At 40.0% G+C, this 19921-nt stretch carries 18 protein-coding genes; 15 read left to right on the top strand and 3 right to left on the bottom strand.

What is annotated here, in order from left to right; genetic code table 11:
- The first annotated feature begins 73 nt into the window (after positions 1 to 73).
- The 10 genes from mraY (at position 74) to LPTSP_RS09760 (ending at position 11834) form a co-directional block, all read left to right on the top strand.
- Positions 74 to 1186 (top strand): phospho-N-acetylmuramoyl-pentapeptide-transferase, encoded by a 1113-nt coding sequence (mraY, locus tag LPTSP_RS09805; protein WP_108928612.1) that lies wholly within the window; start codon positions 74 to 76, stop codon positions 1184 to 1186.
- Entirely contained in the window at positions 1183 to 2334 is a 1152-nt protein-coding gene (locus LPTSP_RS09800) for an FtsW/RodA/SpoVE family cell cycle protein (RefSeq protein WP_108928611.1), read from the top strand. Before mraY ends, LPTSP_RS09800 begins: the two co-directional genes overlap by 4 nt.
- Positions 2331 to 3407, top strand: a complete 1077-nt coding sequence (locus LPTSP_RS09795; protein ID WP_108928610.1) for a UDP-N-acetylglucosamine--N-acetylmuramyl-(pentapeptide) pyrophosphoryl-undecaprenol N-acetylglucosamine transferase — start codon at positions 2331 to 2333, stop codon at positions 3405 to 3407. Before LPTSP_RS09800 ends, LPTSP_RS09795 begins: the two co-directional genes overlap by 4 nt.
- On the top strand, positions 3407 to 4804 hold the full coding sequence (murC, locus tag LPTSP_RS09790; protein WP_108928609.1) for a UDP-N-acetylmuramate--L-alanine ligase: 1398 nt from the start codon (positions 3407 to 3409) through the stop codon (positions 4802 to 4804). Before LPTSP_RS09795 ends, murC begins: the two co-directional genes overlap by 1 nt.
- A gap of 133 nt (positions 4805 to 4937) precedes the next feature.
- Positions 4938 to 5909: a glycosyltransferase family 2 protein gene (locus LPTSP_RS09785; RefSeq protein ID WP_108928608.1), complete on the top strand. Its 972-nt coding sequence runs from the start codon at positions 4938 to 4940 to the stop codon at positions 5907 to 5909.
- A gap of 84 nt (positions 5910 to 5993) precedes the next feature.
- On the top strand, positions 5994 to 7235 hold the full coding sequence (locus tag LPTSP_RS09780; RefSeq protein WP_108928607.1) for a glycosyltransferase: 1242 nt from the start codon (positions 5994 to 5996) through the stop codon (positions 7233 to 7235).
- Between the two features lie 45 nt (positions 7236 to 7280).
- Positions 7281 to 8471 carry a glycosyltransferase family 4 protein gene (locus LPTSP_RS09775; RefSeq protein ID WP_108928606.1) on the top strand — a complete coding sequence of 397 codons (1191 nt, stop codon included), beginning with the start codon at positions 7281 to 7283 and terminating at the stop codon, positions 8469 to 8471.
- Positions 8468 to 9655 (top strand): glycosyltransferase family 4 protein, encoded by a 1188-nt coding sequence (locus LPTSP_RS09770; RefSeq protein WP_108928605.1) that lies wholly within the window; start codon positions 8468 to 8470, stop codon positions 9653 to 9655. Before LPTSP_RS09775 ends, LPTSP_RS09770 begins: the two co-directional genes overlap by 4 nt.
- A 60-nt stretch (positions 9656 to 9715) precedes the next feature.
- Positions 9716 to 10903: a polysaccharide pyruvyl transferase family protein gene (locus tag LPTSP_RS09765; RefSeq protein ID WP_108928604.1), complete on the top strand. Its 1188-nt coding sequence runs from the start codon at positions 9716 to 9718 to the stop codon at positions 10901 to 10903.
- Positions 10896 to 11834: a lysylphosphatidylglycerol synthase domain-containing protein gene (locus tag LPTSP_RS09760; RefSeq protein ID WP_108928603.1), complete on the top strand. Its 939-nt coding sequence runs from the start codon at positions 10896 to 10898 to the stop codon at positions 11832 to 11834. The genes LPTSP_RS09765 and LPTSP_RS09760 overlap by 8 nt, the downstream gene beginning before the upstream one ends.
- Here LPTSP_RS09760 and LPTSP_RS09755 read toward each other — a convergent pair.
- Genes LPTSP_RS09755 through LPTSP_RS09745 form a run of 3 tightly spaced genes read right to left on the bottom strand, consistent with a single transcriptional unit; the run spans position 11827 to position 14893 of the window.
- On the bottom strand, positions 11827 to 12948 hold the full coding sequence (locus LPTSP_RS09755; protein ID WP_108928602.1) for a 5-(carboxyamino)imidazole ribonucleotide synthase: 1122 nt from the start codon (positions 12946 to 12948) through the stop codon (positions 11827 to 11829). The two genes, LPTSP_RS09760 and LPTSP_RS09755, sit on opposite strands and share 8 nt — an antisense overlap.
- Positions 12945 to 13433 carry a 5-(carboxyamino)imidazole ribonucleotide mutase gene (gene purE, locus LPTSP_RS09750; RefSeq protein ID WP_108928601.1) on the bottom strand — a complete coding sequence of 163 codons (489 nt, stop codon included), beginning with the start codon at positions 13431 to 13433 and terminating at the stop codon, positions 12945 to 12947. Before purE ends, LPTSP_RS09755 begins: the two co-directional genes overlap by 4 nt.
- Before the next feature lie 47 nt (positions 13434 to 13480).
- Positions 13481 to 14893, bottom strand: coding sequence for a UDP-N-acetylmuramoyl-tripeptide--D-alanyl-D-alanine ligase (locus tag LPTSP_RS09745; protein ID WP_108928600.1), 1413 nt, complete (start codon positions 14891 to 14893; stop codon positions 13481 to 13483).
- Positions 14894 to 14984: 91 nt separating this feature from the next.
- Here LPTSP_RS09745 and LPTSP_RS09740 point away from each other — a divergent pair, with 91 nt between their 5' ends.
- The 5 genes from LPTSP_RS09740 to LPTSP_RS09720 are packed head-to-tail and all read left to right on the top strand — an operon-like array spanning position 14985 to position 19916.
- Entirely contained in the window at positions 14985 to 16034 is a 1050-nt protein-coding gene (locus tag LPTSP_RS09740) for a Gfo/Idh/MocA family protein (RefSeq protein WP_108928599.1), read from the top strand.
- A gap of 4 nt (positions 16035 to 16038) precedes the next feature.
- Entirely contained in the window at positions 16039 to 17742 is a 1704-nt protein-coding gene (locus tag LPTSP_RS09735) for an ABC1 kinase family protein (RefSeq protein WP_108928598.1), read from the top strand.
- The gene (locus tag LPTSP_RS09730) at positions 17739 to 18296 is read left to right on the top strand and encodes a lipoprotein signal peptidase (protein ID WP_008594863.1); all 558 of its coding nucleotides are present in this window, start codon (positions 17739 to 17741) and stop codon (positions 18294 to 18296) included. The genes LPTSP_RS09735 and LPTSP_RS09730 overlap by 4 nt, the downstream gene beginning before the upstream one ends.
- A 2-nt stretch (positions 18297 to 18298) precedes the next feature.
- The gene (locus LPTSP_RS09725) at positions 18299 to 18826 is read left to right on the top strand and encodes a cyclic nucleotide-binding domain-containing protein (RefSeq protein ID WP_108928597.1); all 528 of its coding nucleotides are present in this window, start codon (positions 18299 to 18301) and stop codon (positions 18824 to 18826) included.
- Entirely contained in the window at positions 18819 to 19916 is a 1098-nt protein-coding gene (locus tag LPTSP_RS09720; RefSeq protein WP_108928596.1) for an AI-2E family transporter, read from the top strand. Before LPTSP_RS09725 ends, LPTSP_RS09720 begins: the two co-directional genes overlap by 8 nt.
- The last annotated feature ends 5 nt before the right edge of the window (positions 19917 to 19921 follow it).

The raw sequence follows: 19921 nt of genomic DNA, 5'->3' as shown, positions 1-19921 counted from the left end.
GTCAGAGAAGAAGATTTTCTTTTTTACGTTTACTCGTACTCGGCGTGGGCGAATCTGTCTTCCTAGAAACGATATGTTTTATTTTTTATACGAAAGATTTTTCCAAGATCTAGATTCCTTAAGACTTTTCAGCTATGTAACCGTTCGAGCCCTGATGGCCGGATTAACTTCCATGTTCCTGACTTTTTGGTTTGGGGGAAGGGTGATCGATTTCTTACACGGATTAAAGTTCAGAGAAAGTGTAAGGGACGACGGACCAAAATCTCATAGCTCCAAGTCGGGAACTCCGACGATGGGCGGTTTAATGATAGTATCCGCTTTGGTTGTATCCGTTCTACTTTGGGGAAATTTAAAAAATTCGAATATTCTTCTTCTACTCGTTTGTTCCGTTTCTTTTGCTACTTTGGGATTCATAGACGACTATATGAAATCCGTAAAAAAGATAAAGGGTGGGATGAGAGCTCGTACTAAGTTTGCCGCTTCCGTAGTTTTAGCTGCGATCTTTTGTGGAGTGTTCTTGTACTCTACGGGAGAAGCTCCCAAAGGTACTACAGGAAAAATCCTATTTCATTTGACGGATCTATTTTTGCCTTTCGTAAAAGGGCCGATCTTGTCCTGGGGTTATTTTGCGATCCCATTTTCAATTTTGGTAATATTAGGATCTTCTCATGGAGTCAATCTGACTGACGGTCTGGATGGTCTTGCCGGCGGAACAGCTGGGATCGTGGTCGGTACCTTGGGACTGATAGCTTATGTTTCCGGAACGCCTGTTGCCGCAAATTATTTGAATATTCCTTATCTTCCTCATGCTCATGAATATAGTGTTTTCCTTGCCGCTTTGACAGGAGCATTGATCGGATTTCTTTGGTTCAATAGTCATCCTGCTCAAGTATTTATGGGAGATACGGGATCCTTATTTTTAGGTGCTACCATCGGACTTACTTGCGTGATGTTGAAGAAGGAGATCCTTCTTGTCATTTTAGGAGGGATCTTCGTAGCGGAATCTTTGTCGGTAATCCTACAAGTAGGTTCTTTCAAGCTCACCCAAAAGAGAATTTTCAGAATGGCTCCTTTGCACCACCATTTTGAATTGGGAGGAGTACCTGAAACAAAAGTGGTCATCCGTTTTTGGATCGCGGCCATTATCTTAGCGATCATCTCTTTATCTAGTTTGAAAATACAATGAAGGCTCTCGGGAGAAAGTTCAAAGATTTTTGGGAATCTCCCGATTCCCCCTTCGATCTGGTCCTAGTAGGAACCGTATTCTTTCTTTTACTCTTTGGAATATGCGTGATGTATTCCAGTTCTTCCGTCACCGCATGGAGAGAATTCCAAGATTCAGAATATTTTCTAAAAAAACAATTGGTCTGGGCTTTGATCGGCCTTGTAGTATTCTTATTCTTTGCTAATTTTCCCTATAAACGTTTGGAAAAATTCGCGTTAGGCGGAATTATTATTAGCGTTTTTCTTTTGATCTTAGTGTTTATTCCTGGCATAGGGAAATCGGTTGGGACTTATTATGGAAGGAATTTTCATAGATGGATCGGAATTGGGCCTTACCAATTACAACCTTCCGAGATTGCAAAGTTGGCAGTGGTAGTTTATCTATCTTCTCTCATCGTAAAACTGAAATTAAAAGAGAATCGAGATCCTAAAAAGTTCATTCTCCCTGCGGTTTTATTACTCGCAGTTTTGATCCTGATCTTAGCGGAACCTGCCTTCGGGACCACGATGGAAATTTTGTTCGTGGTGATCGCGTTTGTATTTTTATTCGGGTTCCCAATCCGTAATCTTCTTCTTGTAGGTTTAGTATCTCTACCTTTAGCATATCTCCTGATCAGCCAAGTAGGTTATAGAAGAAAAAGAATGGAAGTTTGGCTAGATCCGTATCGCTTTCGTTACGACGAAGGCCATCAATTAGTGACTTCTTTTAGAGCATTTCTAGATGGTGGCTGGTTTGGAAATAAATTGGCCAGCGGATATGCGCATAGATATTTAACGTATAGTCATACTGACTTCGTTCTTGCTACTTATGTGGAAGACTTCGGGTTTATAGGTTTTGTATTTTTCTTTGCTTTGGTGATGCTACTTCTTTCCAGGGTGTATGTTCTTCTCAAAAGAGTGCAGGACCCATTCGGTTTTTATCTGGGCGCGGGCTTGCTGTTTATTTTAGGGACCCAGTTCGTTATCAATAGTTATGTGGTCACAGGGCTCTTTCCGATTACAGGGATTAGCTTGCCGTTTATGAGTTATGGAGGGTCCTCTCTTCTCGTGGTTTTAGCGGCCTTCGGAATCCTTGTCAATATAACCAGAAAAGAAAACATAGGCGTATGAGATCGGTTTTAATCGCAGCCGGAGGAACCGGAGGCCATATTTCCCCTGGGGTCGCGCTCGCAGAAAGTCTTGTGGATCGAAAAGATTCCTTAGGTATCTCTAATATTTTTCTACATTCTCTTATCCGAAATAAGGATAATCCGGATCTCAAGCAAGCTCCTTGCGAGGTGGTCTGGCATAATACTCCTTCTCTTTCTGGAAATTTTGTTTTATTACCTTTTCGATATGTATTTCAACTGATCCGATCTTGGATCAAATTCAGGCAATTGGGTGTGGACGCAGTCGTCGGAATGGGCGGATATTCCAGCGTTCCTGCTCTTCTTTACGCGGTGATCTTCCGCAAAAAGTTGTACTTATGTGAACAGAACTGTATCCCAGGAAAAGTGAATCGCATATTTTTCAGATTTGCTGATAAGGTCGCTTTCAGCTTTCCTCCTAAGGATACAAAAGTTTCCTGTAGTTGGGAAATATTGGGAAATCCTTTAAGATCCAAAACTGTCCCTAAACTCGCTTTGAAGTTCAGCGAAAAATGGGATCCAAAAAAGAAAAAACAATTTAACGTTTTAGTAATGGGCGGCTCTCAGGGCGCAAGACAGATCAATAATATGGTAGTCAACCTGATGAAACACGAAGTGATCCAGGAGAGATTCCGCTTTAGGATGCTCACTGGGACTGCACTATACGACGAGGTTTCCAAAAAGACAAAGGATGCGGATCTGATCTCTTACTCGGATAATATGGCGGAACATTACGATTGGGCTAACCTAGTAATCGCTCGTTCCGGTTCCGGAGTTCTTTCCGAATGTGCAGCTTATGCTCTTCCAATGATCTTGATCCCTTATCCATTCGCAAAAGACGATCACCAAACAGCGAACGCTAAGTATATGGAAGCAAACGGTGCGGCGGCCTTATTACAACAGAGAGACGAGGACGAAAGTAAATTGTTCCGTATCTTGGATAGTTTTGCACAAAAACCAGAATTATTAAACGAAATGTCTATTAGATCATTAGAATGTTCTCATGTAGAAGCCTCTATTGAAACGGTGGGTTTCTTTTTCGAAAATACGAAATAATGGAAAGCGGATCTATCCAACAAAGATTGGGATTTTCCAAACCTTTTTTCCTAGGGATCGGCGGCTCCGGTATGTCCAGCCTGGCACATATATTGGCGGATGCAGGCTTCCAAGTTTCCGGCTATGACGGAAAAAAAAGCCAGGCCACTGAAAACTTAGAGAAGAAGGGAGTCAAAATATTCTCCAAACTTTCGGAGATTGGAGAGAATATCGAATATGACTCTGCGATCTATTCTTCCGCGATCCGTTTAGACTCTCATCCTATCGCTTCCTTCTTTAGGCAAAAAGGGATCCGGTTTTTTCATAGATCGGAAGTTTTACATCTTTGCTTTGAACATCTTACTTGTATAGCGGTGGGGGGTTCTCACGGAAAAACTACAACCACTGCGATGACTTCTCATATACTCAACGATCTGGGATTTTCTCCGTCTGTAATGGTAGGGGGAGATGTTTCTTTTTTGAATGGAGTAGGTGGAAGATTTTCTTCCGGTAAGATCGGGGTTTTTGAATCGGACGAATCCGACGGTACATTCTTAAATCATAAGGCCCAGGTGCGTATTCTTACGAATATAGATGAAGATCATTTAGATTTCTATCATACTCGAGAAAAGTTATTAGAAGCATTTTCTAGATTCATTTCTTCCGGAACCCAAACGGTGATTTTAGATCTGGATGACCCTGGCATATCGGATTGTTTGGAATTAATACAAGACAGGTCTAAAATTTTCGGTTTCACTTCTTCTTCAAATACGAATTCTAAAGCGGTCGGTTTTAAGAATTTAGTACATTATAAAATAGAAAATAATAAGCTGAGCTTCGATTTAGATGGAAAAGAAATCGAAATTACATCCAGATTTCCTGGAAAACATTATCTTACAAATTCACTTGCGGGTGTGCTTGCAGCTTATTCTTTAGGGGCCGACCCCGAGAAAGCTGCCAAGTCTGTTTCCGGATATGCGGGAGTCAAACGCAGGTTAGAATATATAGGAAACAAGAATGGTGTGGATATATATGATGATTACGGCCATCATCCCACCGAAGTTCAGGCAGTTCTTTCTTCTATCCGAGAGTTATCCGGAGGAAGGGGAAAGCCTGTGATCTTATTCCAGCCTCATAGATACACTCGAACCAAAAACTTATATCAGGACTTCGCCAAAAGTTTGGACCAAGTAGAGACAGTTTTACTTCTTCCCATCTATTCCGCGGGCGAAGACCCGATCCCTGGAGTTTCTTCCGAACTCATCGCAAATAAAATGAGGATTAGACCCAAGGTCCTTTCAGGAGATCTTGGAGCCGATCTCACTACGTTGAAAGAGTTGCTAAAGCCTGGAGATGTATTCGTAAGTTTAGGAGCGGGGAATGTTCGGGATTGGGGGCTGGAACTTTTGAAGTCCTAAATCCTATTTTAGGATTTCTAATGCGCTTAATACTTTGAATACAAAGAACAAAGTAAGGCTCTTTTTCTAAATCGGATCTTCTCAAAAAGTATTGGACGAATCTTGAAAACCCCGCATTTTGACAAGTAGTAGAATGAAGTTAGTAATCAATATCCCTTGCTATAACGAGGAAAAAACTCTTTCTACGGTACTTGCCGAGATCCCAAAAAAGATCCCCGGTATCAAAACGATAGAAGTTCAGATCGTGGATGATGGTTCCACAGATCGCACCTCGGAGATTGCAGCTACATACGGCTGTAAAATCATTTCCCATAAAAAAAACTTAGGATTAGGTAGAGCCTTCAAGTCCGGGGTAGAAGCTGCTCTGGAAAGTGGTGCAGATATTTTTGTAAATACGGATGCGGACAACCAGTATCCTGCTTCTTATATTCCTGACCTGATCGCTCCAGTTATGACAGGTTCTGTAGATATAGTCATCGGGAACAGAGTGCCTTGGAAGGTGGAACATTTTTCTCCTTTGAAAAAGACCCTACAATGGTTCGGAAATCTCGTCGTTCGAAATTTGATCGGGACTAATATTCCGGACACAGTTTCCGGATTTAGGGCCTACTCCAGAGAAAGTCTTTTAAGACTGAATGTAACCACTAAGTTTTCCTATGTTCTAGACACGATCGTGCAAGCGGTCAAAATGGATCTGACTGTTTCTTCTATTCCAATCGTGACAAACCCTCCGACTAGAAAGTCTAGGCTGTTTAAGAATATTTTCCAGCATATGTGGAAATCGGGAACTTCTTTAGTTAGATTGCTGATCATCTATAGGCCCTTCCAATTCTTCGGGGTTTTGGCCGTCGCAGCTTTTATTCCAGCGCTGGCAATTGCGATCCGGTTCCTGATCTTTTTCTTCTTAGGGATAGGAAAAGGACATGTGCAATCTTTATTGTTTGCAGTTGTGCTCGTAGTTATCTCTGGGTTGTTTTTAGTTTCCGCTATCCTTGCGTTTTTGATAGGGAATAATAGAAAACTTCTAGAAGAAAATCTTTATCATATTAAAGTGATGTCCTGGAATCATAGACAGAAGAAAGAGAAATCTCTTCATAAAAAATGAAAACTTTGATCTCGATTGAATTTTCGGGCTTAGTTGTGTTTCTTTATAGTCCTTTAAATTCACTGTAGATAGTTTAAAGCTTCCATGCAGAAAATCGAAAAAATCCTATTAATATCTTCTACATTTCCAGCTTCAGAGAGAGATGATGTGCCTGGATTTGTCAAAGACCAAGTATTAGCCCTTAAAAAACTACATCCTGAGACTGAGTTTGTGGTTTTGGCTCCTCATGATTCTCTTTCCAATACAAAAAAGGAAACTAAATACAAAGAATATATTGAGCGTAGATTTCATTACTTCTGGCCTTTTTCTTTGGAGAAACTGGCAGGCCATGGGATAATGCCTACATTAAAAAAGAATAAATTATATTTTCTGATGATTCCTTTTCTTTTTTTATTTGAGGTTTTGTCTTTGTTCATTCTGGTTAGAAAATTTAGGCCGGATTATATCTATGCTCATTGGTTTACTCCGCAAGGAATTTCCGCTGGTATTGTCTCCTTGATCTCCGGTACTAAATTTGTTTTTACAAGCCATTCTTCCGATGTGATTATATTGAAAAAGTTCCCGATATTGGGGAGTGCGATGGTTCGCTTTTTCTCAAAGCATGCAAAGGCGATTACCGTAGTCAGCAGAAGATCTTATGAAAAATTGAGATCCTTTTTTTCGCAGAAAGATTGGAAAACTATTTCTGCAAAGGTGAAAATTATTCCAATGGGAGTATATTTGGCTCCGAATCTGTCTACTGGCGCTTTATCGAAAGATAAAAAAAGTAATATTGCTTTTATAGGAAGGTTTGTAGAGAAGAAAGGGATCCATTATCTTATCCCTGCTTTTGAAAAATACTTTTCTGCTGATCCGGAGTCTGAATTAAAAATAGCGGGCGATGGGCCTTGGAAAGAAAAATTATTATCTTTAGCCAATTCTGTAAACTTGCCCCAAGATAAAATCCAGTTTTTAGGCTATCTGCAAGGTGAGAAGAAGCAGAACTTTTTGCAAGAATCAGACATTATAGTTGTTCCATCGATTATTTCAAAAGATGGAGATTCGGAAGGTTTGCCGGTTGTTCTATTAGAAGGAATGGCTTCCGGAAAAATTTGTATCGCCACATTTGAAAGTGGTGCGGATGATATTATAGAAGATGGAATAAATGGATTTCTAATTCCTGAAAAAGATCCTGATGCGATCTCGAATTCTCTTTTAAAAATAAAATCGCTCAGCCTTGAACAAAAGACCAATATCCAAAGAAAAGCCGTCGAGACTGCGGCAAACTACGAATGGTCTACAGTTGCAGAGCAGCATTGGGATTTTTTATTTCATGATGAACATTAGGATGTTAGTAAAAAAGCAGGACTGCTTGCTTAATGGATCTTACGTATGAATATTCTGATCATTACAGATTATTTTCCTCCGGATAAAATTGGAGGAGTAGGAGAGATTGCAAGAAACCTACAGAATTATTACCAGCAAAAAGGGAATAATACCTATGTTTTGACCACGGGTAAAAAAAATCCTTCTGACGAAAGTTCGAAAGTTTTTAGAACCTCTTCCGGGTTGATTAAAGGAGTCTTTTTAGGGAATTTTCGTGTTTTAGGTCTAATCAAAAAATATAATATAGATGTGATCAATCTCCATCAGGCTAGCACCACACTATTTCTATTCGCCAAACCTTTTTATCGTATTCTTGGAAAAAAATTTCCGAAAGTAGTAAATTCATTTCAGGTAAATTATTTTTCCGAGTTGAAAGAAGTGAAAAGTGTGAATATCCAAGGTTATACCTTTCGCCCTCTTTTTAAAGAATATCTGGAAAAATTCCTTTTAGATCCGATGCATATTGTTTTGGATTTTATTGGGTATGTTTTTTCGGATATAATCACTGTAGTTAGTAGTGAAAACAGAAAGGAATTTTATAATACTTTCTGCAAAGTGTGGAAGAAGGAAATTAAGATCATCCCGAATGGTGTAAGTCCTGATTTTGGCGCTTTGACCTTGGATTTTAAAGATAAAGATCTAGAACAACAGTTGAAGGGTAAATTAGTTTTAACCTATATCGGAGTGTTTCGGGTCAGAAAGAGAGTATTTAATCTTCTATTTGCACTCAAAGAAGTAGTAAAAGAAAACAAAAATATAATTCTTCTACTAATTGGCGGAGGGAGAAAATACGAAGATAAGATCTTGGCTCTAATTTCGGAATTAGATCTTCAGAATAATGTGAAATTTATTGGCCCTATTCCGAACCAAAGAGTTCCGTACTACTTAAAACTTACCGATATTTTTTGCCTGCCTACCTCTTACGAAGGTATGCCTATCGCAATTTTAGAAGCTATGTCTTTGGGTAAGGCCGTAGTTACTACTAAAGTGTCTGGAATGGTTGATTTGATCGAAAGTGGAAAAGATGGGTTTCTGACAAAAGTAGACGATATCGACGAGATTAAACGAACCATCTTAGAGTTATCAGCAGATCCAAAAAAAATCGTGAATGCAGGTAAGGCCGCTCGGAAAAAAATAGAAAATCGCTATGATTGGGACATCGTCTCTTCCGAGTATCTGGAGGTCTTTCGAGGATGAATATATTATATTTACCCGGATATAGATACCCCGATTCCCTAAAAGAACCGCTAACTTGCGGGGACTTAAGATATAGTTTTAATTTATCCAGGGCTTTGGTCCGACTAGGTCATTCAGTAACTGTGATCAGCAGAAGAGAATCTGAAGATGGAGAATCTTCTGAATTAGACGGCGTACGTATCTTCAGATATAAAAGTGAATTACAGAAAGTGTTTTCTACAAGCTTTGATATTTCCATCAATAGATTTAGGCTTTTTAAAAAATTATACAAAGAAGCAGATTTAATTATATGTAATTCTCCATTATCTCTAGAACTTTCTCTAACTATCAAGAAGCCGATCGTATATATATGCAGCGGGTTAGAAGATGTTAAAAATTACAGTTTTAGTTTAGGAGAAATTTTAGGTTACCTAGGCATAAAACTCTTAAGAGATCCTTGCAAAAGAAAAACTTGGAAGATCGCAAAGTATGTAGATACAACAGCCGAAAAGGAAGACAGAACATTATTAAAATGGGGAATTCCGGCTGGCAAAATCAAAACGATCGGGCCCTCAGTAGAATTAAGCAGATACTTCCCTCAATCTGAAAATTTAAAAGCTACATTCAGAAAGAAACTGGGACTATCCGCTAAACAGAAAGTAATCCTTTCAGTGTCTAGATTTACTCCTGCGAAAGGATTATTGGAAACAATTTCCGCTTTTAAGTTACTTACGGAAAAAATCCCGGATCTGATCCTTGTACTCATCGGAGTCAGACATTCTCATAATTCCAGTTATTACGATAACGTAATAAGTTTAATCCAAGAGTCAGGTTTAAAAGATAAGATAAGAATATTAGAGAATGTCCCGGAAGCCGAGTTGCCTTCTTATTACTCCATCGCCGATTTTGTAAGCGTTTTCTCCAAGGATTACGATCCATTGCCAACTACGATTATCGAAAGTATGGCTTGTGGGGCAGTAGTAGTTTCCACTTACTATGAAACCCGGGACCAGATGATCCAAGATAAATTTAACGGAATTTATGTGAAGGAAAGAGACATCCAAGATTGGGCGGATAAAATTGAATTACTGATCCAAAATCCAAGCTTGCCAAAAGAAATAAAATCTCATGGGATCCAGGTGATCCAGGATCGGTTTGACAGCTTGAAGGTAGCGCAACAATATATGGATTTAGTGAAATCTTAAAGAAGCTTCTTCTGATCTTTAAACGAGTCATTTTTTATAAATAAGCATAATCGGAAATATATGAGCGATTTACATAGACCTAAGAAAATTTTTACCTTTTTAGTTTGGGGCGGTTGGTACGGTAGCCGTAATATTGGTGATTCAGCCATCCTCTTAGGGGTCAAAGAATTAATTAAAAAAGCAAACCCTCGGAAAGAATATTATATCCGAGCCTTAACGACTGATCCAGATTACACTGCCACTAAAGGAGTTACTCCTATGAAGGCTTTGCTAAAGAAGGATATCATCAACCCGGTTCGATGGTTTCAAATTTTAAAAACCTTTTGGGATGTTGATTTCGTAATTATAAGTGGTGGGACTCCTATTTTTGATCATTCTCACTTAGTGCGAACCTTGTATTTCTTTTTGCCTGTGATCTTTAGAAAACCTTTCATCCTGTTCGGAGCAGGAGTGAAAAAGATCTATAATAGATATGGAAAATTTTATATACCTTTCGTATTGAATAAGGCCAAATATAAAAGTGTAAGAGACAGCGGTTCCCTGGAGGAATTGAAAAAATTAGGCGTTCAATCTGTGGAGTTTACTGCAGACTCCGCTTTTTTCGCTCCCCCTTCAAGTGAAAATGAGCTAGAAGAAGTTTTAACCAGAAACGGTTTAAAGCTAAAGGAGAAAAAGTTAATAGTTTCTCCTAGATTCTTATCCAAAGAGCAGAAACGTCTCTATTTGGAAGAGAAAATGAGCAACGATGTAATCGAAAACACTCCTGTAAAATTGGCTAAAGCAATCGATGCTATCTCTTCTAAAGTGGATAAAGTTGTGTTTATGGCAATGCACTTTTATGGGCCTGATAGTGATCTGCCGTTGATCAAAGAAATTTTAGGAAAATGTAAATCTAAAAACATAGTTTTTATCGACGAAGAATTAAGGCCGGATGTAGCAATAGCACTCTTTAAGAATGCATATATATTATTAGGAATGAGACTTCATGCCGTTTTGCTTTCTTCCTCTATGGAGACTCCTGTAGTCTCGATCGCTTACGAAAAGAAGGTGGTCGATCTTATGGAAAGATTGGAGTTGAGCGAATATAATTTGGATCTTTTTAACTTCACCGAAAAAGAACTGATAGCCGTTTTGCAGAAAGCTTTTACAAATAGAAACAAAACTGCGAAACATTTAAATGTTCGGATTAATAAATTAAGAAGTCTGGTTTTAAAAAGTTCAAAAACAGTTCTGAAAGTAAATGGATAAAAAGAAAAGAAGTACGTACGTTTCGATCGTATTATACGTACTTATATTTTCCTTTTTAGCATTCTATTTTAGAAAAATTGAATGGTCTAGATTTTACGATATAGAATTTAATTGGTTGTATATTTTATTATCCGTTCCAATCAGTTTGCTGATCCGATTTATAAGCCCGCTCGCATGGGTTTTTTTGATCAAATCCTTCGGACAAAAGATTAATTCGTATCTGCAATTGAATTATGTATACGCCAAGTCTTGGTTAGGCAGATATATTCCCGGTTCAGTATTATGGATAGCGGGGAAGGTTTACTTTGCAACAGAGCAAGGAATTAGCAAAAAGGTCTTATTACTTACTTCCTTTCTGGAAGCTGCAGTTCAGGTCTTTACCGGGGCGGTTGTAGCACTTTTATTCATAGTTGCTTCCGATAGACTTCCGTTTTTACAATCTCAGGTTCGTTATGTTTTACTACTAATACTCATTGGGTTTGCGGTCTTTTTATATCCCGGTGTTTTCAATTTTATATTTCGCAAAGCGTATAAGATCTACAAAAAAGAAGAATTGGACGAGAGTATCCGTTTCCGATGGTCCACTCTCTTGCAGGTTGGAATTATATTCTCTCTTATTCACGCAGTGAGTGGTATTCCATTTTTCTTTATTCTAAAAACAGTATATCCAGCATTAGAATATACGGAATTGATCTATGTCTCAGGTGTCACGACCCTCGCAGGCGTCATAGGGATCGTAGTGATTTTCGTTCCAAGCGGTTTGGGCGTAAGGGATGGGATCCAGTTGGTATTATTATCTAAAATATTACCTGATGAGATAGTAATTGTTTCAGTAATTCTTTTAAGATTATGGTCTATCGTGCTTGATTTCGCCTTCTGGCTGATCAGTTACGTTTTAAAAACCTTCTTCGATCGACCAAAAGTTACTTGAAGGCCTTCTCCGGTCCTTCTCCCACATAATTCCAATGGCCCATTTTACGATCCTGTCTAGGATCTGACTTGCCGTAAAGATGTAAGGTGTATCTTTCATCGGAAAGATACTTTGCCCAAAGATCTGAGTCGGGAAGATAATCTTGCCCTAAAATATTTTTCATGGAAGAAGGTTGAGAAGAAAGTTCCGAAGGAAAGGTAAGTCCCGTAAGACATCGGAGCTGGAGTTGGAACTGAGAAATATTCGCTCCGTTTTGAGAAAAATGACCTGAGTTATGTGGTCTTGGAGCAAATTCGTTTAATACAATCTTATCGCCTTTGATAAAAAATTCCAGACCGAATACACCAACATAACCTATTCCTTCCGCAAGGATTTTAGCTGATTCTATCATTTGTCTTTTGAGTGAGTCCGAAAAATTTCCAGGATGGATGGTGGTATCCAGGATATGATTTTTATGAATATTCTCCGAAGGCGAATAACAAAGAATATTTCCCTTTTGGTCTCTTGCCAAGATCACAGAACCTTCTTTGTCGAATTCGTACCATTCTTCTAAGATCAGATCGAGTGGTTCTTGTCCTACGGAGCCTACCCACGCTCTGAATTCTTCTTTGGTTTTGAACTTGGTCTGTCCTTTTCCGTCATAACCGAAGGACGCAGTTTTTAATACTGCAGGGAACTTGGATGTCTCCGCAGCCTTTGTTGCTTCTGCCTTATCTGTGATCGGATAAAAAGGTACAGTAGGAAGTCCTAATTTAGAAAATAATGTTTTTTCTCTTATCCTATGTTGTGCGATCCGAATATTTTCCGGACTTGGGAAAACGGGTAGGGAATGTTTTTGGGAATATTCAGAGATAAAGTTTAATTCTCCCCCGGGTATATTCTCGAATTCGAATGTAAGTGCGTCTATAGATTCTAAAAATTTTTGGAGCGATTCTTCGTCTTCGTAAGGGGCGACTGTTTCGGATGCTCCCACTAAGGAGGCGGGACTATTTCTTTCCGGAGAATAAACAGATACTTGATAACCCATTCGGATCGCTTCTTGGGCGAACATTCTTCCGAGCTGCCCCGATCCCATCACTCCAAGCCTTGCAGGAGGAAGTAGAATTTTTTTCATATTAGGTCTTTGTTTTTGGACAATGCTTCTTCTTTAATATCGGTTCTGTATTGTTCCAATTTTTTGGATAATGTTTCGTCTTGTAGGGACAATATTCTTGCAGCGAGTAGTCCTGCGTTCTTTGCACCCGCAGTTCCGATCGCAAGTGTTCCTACAGGAACGCCTCCAGGCATCTGCACTATGGATAATAAGCTGTCTAACCCAGATAGAGCCTTACTTTGTACAGGCACTCCGAGCACAGGTAGAGTAGTGAGAGAAGCAACCATTCCCGGAAGATGGGCCGCTCCTCCTGCACCTGCGATGATGATCTCGAAACCTTTGGATCTTGCGGATTTTGAAAATTCGAATAATAGTTCTGGAGAACGATGCGCGGATACGATTTCAGTATGGCATTCGATCCCGAATTGTTTCAGGATGGAGACCGCTTCTTTCATGGTTTCCCAATCGGAACTGCTTCCCATTATAACGGCGACTTTCGTTTTCACACTAGCAAATTCCCTTAAGATGGCTTCCCGGGCAAGTCCGAAAACACTTAAGAGCTCTTGGTTCCCGAATTTAATTCTTCTACGGCTCTTTCTAATTTCATTCCTCTGGAGGCCTTTGCCAAAAGATAAGAACCCTTGGGCACTTCTTTGCGGATCGTATCCACTAAGTTTTTGAGTCCTTCTTCGTCTCCCGGAAAGGAGAAGGATAGAAGTCCCTGACCCGCTTTTTTTCGGAAGCTCTTCAGCGCATGCGAAGATTCTGTTCCGAATAAAAAGATACCTTTGCAGTTCTTTAAACCTGCAGCAAAACTTCCGATCTCGGTATGGAACTTGCGGGAAAAATTTCCTACTTCTTTCATGTCTCCGAGTACCGCGTAAAATCCTTCTTCTCCCGCAATCTGGGAACATGCTTCTAAAGATGATAACATGGATTCTCTATTTGCATTATAGGTATCGTTTAGGATTTTATAATTTCCTACTTGGAAATCCAATCGTTTATCCCCGGATCTGAAGTTCTGGATCCCATTCTGTATCCAATCCGTAGGAGTTCCTAACTCTTCCAGTAAGGAAACACATAAGGCCAGGTTTTCGAGTAACTTGATGCCTGGAAGGCTCCAATCTAGGGAATAATTTAGGAAGGAGATCTTAAATCCTTCCCGATTTGTTTCTAAGATCTCTATTCTTCTTTTGAGTGGAACCGATTTAAATTTGATCCCATAGCGTAAACATCTTCGTTTTAGAAAATTCTTATATTCTCCGGTCTCAGGATAGAATAACACTCCGCCCTTGTGCATTCCTTCCAGTACTTCCGCCTTTGCTTTTGCGATCCCTTTTCGGGAGCCTAATAATTCTATATGTGCCGTTCCTATAGTTGTGATGAGTGAATAATCCGGCCTTGCCATTTTGGTCAGCCTAGAAATTTCTCCTGCGTGGTTCATTCCCATCTCGCAGACAACGTATCTAGTCTTGGAATTGATCTTGAATAATGTGAATGGAACTCCGATCTCGTTATTATAGTTTTTTTCAGTGACCAGCAAACCTTCTTCCAATGGTGAAAGACAAGAGGATAGGATCTCTTTGGTGGTGGTTTTTCCACTGGAGCCGGTGACTGCTATTAGGATCGGATTGAATCTGGATCTATGAAATGTTGCAAGTTTTCCGAGTGAGAGTAATGTGTCCTTAACTTGGATCGCTTTAGATCTTTGTTCTTGCGTGAGTCTTTCTAAAATCGGATGATCCTTCTCGCATAAAAAATAAGAGGCTCCTTTTTCCAAGGCATCCAAGATAAATTCATGACCGTCTCTGTTCCCTCTTAAAGGTACGAATAAGGTTCCTGATTCAACCATTCCCGATGCAGTGCTGATACTTATGATCTCCGGTTCTTTTTGAAAGGAGAAGTCGGATGGGCTTTGTAATATCCTTCTTACAGTTTCCGGATCGTATTGAAATGGGGCTTTCATGCGACCCAATATCTTCCTACCTAAAATACTCGCAGTCTATTTTTAAAAATTCCTCTTGCAACCTTCCGGTCCGGGTTTTCAAGTATGCGGGATGCGAAAAACCAAGGTTGTTTTAATCGGTTTAGGAAGGATCGCTTCTTCCTTGGAAAAAGATCCATATCGGTCCAAGCCTTGCACTCATTCCGGGGTCCTATTCTCTTCTTGGGGTAAAAAGAATTTTGAGTTTTTAGGAGGAGTTGATCCTCATCCGGATAAAAGGGAGAAGTTCCGCAAGCAGTGGAAATTCCCCCAGGATCCTACCTTCTCCGATCCACATCATTTTATTTCTAACGGTAAACCTGACCTTGCGATCATTGCAAGTCCGTCGGAATATCATTATCGAAATGCGTTGGAATGGATCGAAAAAGGTGTCAAAAATTTTCTGATCGAAAAGCCGGTTTGTGAAACTTTTTTACAAGCTAAGGAACTGGAAAAAATTTCCCGCAAAAAAGGGATCCGTATTTGGATCAATCACGAGAGAAGATATCATCCTAAATATGCCTGGGCCAAGCAGGTACTGGACTCTCAAAAATATGGACCGATCCGAACGATCCGTGCCTCCGTTTTGACTTCCGCCTTGGCTCCTGGCAGAGCATTCCAAGGAAGGACAGGGCCATTATTCCATGACGGAACTCACGCTGTGGATTTGGTGTATTGGTTTCTGGGCAAACCGGATCGGATCCGATCTTCTTTGACTAGAAGGAAGGGGATTCCCATCGAGGATCGAGCTCTCGCGTTCTTAGAATATAAGTCTGGGCCTGCCGTCTTTCTGGAAGCGGGAGGTGCTAGGAAGTATTTCCAATTTGAGATGGATATTATGACTGAAGAGGCTCGTATCCTTCTTTCCAATGACGGCATGAGACTTTTCGTTTCCAAACCTTCTAAGAAATACAAGGGATTTAATAGTTTGACGGAAGTCTCATTTCCCGAAAAATCATTCCTCGGATCGAACCCGTTTATGAACTTATATGCAGAGATACGCAATGTTCTTACGGGAAAATCGGAAAGAATGACCGGAGATATCGGAGAAAATCTAGGCATCATGGAACTTTTACATAAGATCAAAACCGGCGCCGAGATCACAACGGTTTCGGAAATCTAATCGTATGCAGGTAAGTTCCCCATCCACAAATTCCAATCAATTGCCCTCCTATTCAACGAGGGGAAGATACTATAGAGGGAGTTTTTTTCTTTGGAAAAAGATCTTCAGTCTATTTTGGTATTATAAATTTGTAAGATTATTCCTTTCATCCAAATCAAAAGAAGAAAGAGAATTAGAATTTTATAAATCGTTGGGTTCGGAGTGTAGAGACTTCTTCCTGAAAATGGGGGGAGTTTACGTAAAACTCGGCCAATATTTCGCGTCACTTTCTCATTTATTTCCTGAAAGTTTCACGGATCCATTGCAAGACTTGCAGGATCGTGTTCCTCCTCATCCTTTCGCTGAAATTAAGGAAAGATTCAAAAAAGAATTCGGTAAAGAGATCGCAGAAGTTTTTCCTGATATTTCAGAAGCACCTCTTGCTTCGGCATCTATCGCTCAAGTTCATTCTGCTACTTTTAAAGGAGAAAAAGTAGCGGTTAAAATTTTATATCCAGGTATCGAAGATATTATCGAAAAAGATCTAAAGGCGGTTCGTAAATTCCTGAAAAGGATCAACCGATTCTTGGTCCGATTCGATTTCAAAATTGTTCATAAGGAAATTGCAAAATTAGTCGGAAGAGAAACGGATCTACGTTTAGAAGCCGAGTCCATGGATCGTATGGCCAGATATTTTGCAGAAGAGCCTGATTATGTTTTCCCTAAGCTGATCCCTGAATGGAGCGGCAAGAGTGTTTTGACCGCTCAATTTATAGAGGGGAGACGTATCACTCAGGCCGGCACATTAAAAAAAGGGCAAGCAAAGTCCAGACCTGTAGATCTTTTGATTAGAGCTTATATTCTTATGATTTTTGAATATAGGTTTTATCATGCAGATCCTCATCCTGGAAATATGATCTATACTCCGGATGAAAAACTTTGTTTTATAGATTTCGGAGCGGTGGGAGAAATCCCTCCAAGCCAAGCAATTGCACTTAGAAAGATCATTCTATGCGCAATGACTAAGGACTACCCGGCTCTTGTAGAAGCTTTAGATGAGTTGGGACTCGTTTCTAAAAAAGCGGATAGAGATAAGGTAGAGGAAGTTGTACGTTACTCCATGGAAAAACTTTCCAAGTTTTTATCGGATACGGACTCTTTTCAAAATATCAAATTCGAACAAATCCATACACCTGAAGATCTGAAATTTTTAAAGGAGATCAATTCCAGTCTTCGCGGGCTTTTGAGAATGATACAATTGCCGACTGCTCTTGTCCCATTAGAAAGAGTTCTAGGACTTCTTGTAGGAATTACCGCGACCCTGGATCCTTATCGTACTGTTCTGGATTATGGAGAAAAACCTTTCAAGGGTCTGGTCTTCCAAGGAGAGAACCAATGGCAGAAGGTTCTGGTCCAAGAAGGCGGGCTATGGGGCCAGGCAGTTTCTCTTCCTGGAGAATTATTACAGGCGGTTAAAAATTTAAACCGAGGTAAGCAGGCCTATAAACTTCCTGATCTGGAACAACATACCAAGAGAATGTATTCTTTAGGCCATCAGATCATCAGTACCGCGTTTATACTTTTTGGTATCCATTATGGAACCGATAGACTGGATAAAGGGATCGAAACTCAAGCAATGGTGGCTTACGGAGTATCCGTTTTCTTCGGAATCCTCCTTGCTCTATCCGTTATCAAAAATAAATTCAGCTCTAAAAGGAATCGTCAGTGAAATATTTCGAAAAGAAATTCTTAGAGGTATACCCGCCTATCTTTATCATCAGTGTAATTGTTGGAACAGTTATAGATCTGGTTACCAAATACATCGCGATACTATATCTAAGACCTCATAACCCAATCGAATTGCTCGGGGATTTTTTCCGTTTAACCCTGACCTTCAATACCGGTTTTGTGATGGGTCTTTTCCAAGGATTTCCAAGGACATCTTTGGCTCTGACTGCTGTAGCGATCTTAGTGCTGATCGCGTATCGTTGGAAAAATTCGGATCTGGGACATCCTGCAGGCTGGGCATTGGTAATGTCCGGAGCGTTCGGGAATTTTATAGATAAGTTTTTTGTAAAAATTATTGGTATCGGAGCGGAGTTCGGCTTTGTAGAAAATCGTTACGAAGGAAGATTTATCGGAGTGGTGGACTTCTTAGACTTCGATTGGCCGAACTGGCTTTTGATTGATAGATGGCCTGCGTTTAACTTTGCGGACTCCTGCGTGAGTGTCGGACTAGTGATCCTGATCCTGACCATGAAAATCGAAGAGGATAAGAAATAGTTTTGAATTTTCTACAACTCCCGATCTGGAAAAAGATTATAAAGAAAAAGGGGACCTCCAATCCGGAGATCATGCGTTTCCTTCGAGAAACTTCCGTATTCGGAAAATTAAAAAGAAGGACCTTGCACGAGATCGCAAGATTAGTCCATATCCGACAATATTCCGAGGGAGAGGAAATTTTCAGACAGGGAGAAGCCGGAGCAGGCTTTTATATGATCTTCGACGGTAAGGTTACTATTCGTTCCATTAGAGACGGCGTAGAATTAGATCTGGCTCATTTAGACCAACATTCATTCTTTGGAGAACTTTCCTTATTCTCCGAAGAGAGAAGAACTGCAACTGCAATCGCGCAAGAACCTTCTACCTTACTTGGGTTTTTCCAGCCTGACTTAAAAGAAATTATAGAAACCAAACCTAAGATAGGAATAGAGATCCTATTAAGTCTTACAGGAGTAGTAGTAGAAAGACTCCAAAAGACCAACCAGTTATTGGAAAAAGCCTATTACAAGGGCAAACAGAAAAATGCCTGAGCCTACGAAACCGCTTTCTACATACGTAATCCGATTTTTATTTTTCTTTTTAGTCGGAGCGGCCATCGTATTTTTTGCCATCGGTCTGCAACTTCTGATCGTGCCGATCGCTCTTTCCTTAATATTATTTTATATATTTAACGGAACCATAAACTACTTCGAAACATTGGGAATACCCAGGATCTTTTCCGTTGCGATCCTTATCTTTTTGATCTGTCTTCCTATCTATTTAGTCGCGACAGAAGTGGCTCCGCCTATCGTTTCTACTTTGCAGCCAATCATCAAGAACTGGAAACAGGACATGGACGATGCAAAGTTCAAATACCTGGTAGTAGGTTTCCAACTTAGGTTCAACGATTATCCTGCAAGTTGGGAAGACACGATCCGTCCGGACGAATTAGTAAAACAGGCTGCAGAATTGATCCACGCTCAGGTTAGCGGGTTAGTTTCCATAATACCCACCCTGATCGGATATCTGGTTGTTACACCTTTGTTTGCCTTCTTGTTCCTACTAAATGGGAACGGAGTATATAAGAATATCGTAAGTCTTGTACCAAATCGATATTTCGAAATGACCTTAATGGTAACGGCAAAGATCAATGAGCAGATCACCAATTATTTAAGAAGTTTGGTAATCCAAAGTGCGATCATCACAGCCATATCTATGATCGGTTTTTATGTGATTGGTTTAAAATTCTTCTATATCTTTGCTTTATTTGCCGGGATTGCGAACTCCATTCCATATTTAGGACCTATTATCGGAATGATTCCTCCATTGTTTATGACCCTGACCCAAGGTGCCGGGATATTCAACCCTAATGGAATCAACGATGGAATGGGAATGTATGAGCTAATGGTTGCGATCTTGGTAGTGGTCCTGATCGCGCAGGCAGTGGATAACTTTTTTGTTCAGCCTGTCATCATCTCGGATGCAGTTTCTCTACATCCGGTAATTGTAGTAGGTGCTGTTACTGTAGGAGGAAGTCTACTCGGGATCGCTGGAATGCTTGTGGCAGTTCCTCTCGCTGCTATCTTAAAGGTAACTATTGCTTCACTCTATAGATCTATGAAAGATCATAAGCTGCTTTGAGAGAA

The organism is Leptospira johnsonii (assembly GCF_003112675.1).
GTDB lineage: Bacteria > Spirochaetota > Leptospiria > Leptospirales > Leptospiraceae > Leptospira_B > Leptospira_B johnsonii.
The sequence above is the reverse complement of the archived record's forward strand: the minus strand, read 5'-3'. Positions and strand labels throughout refer to the sequence as shown.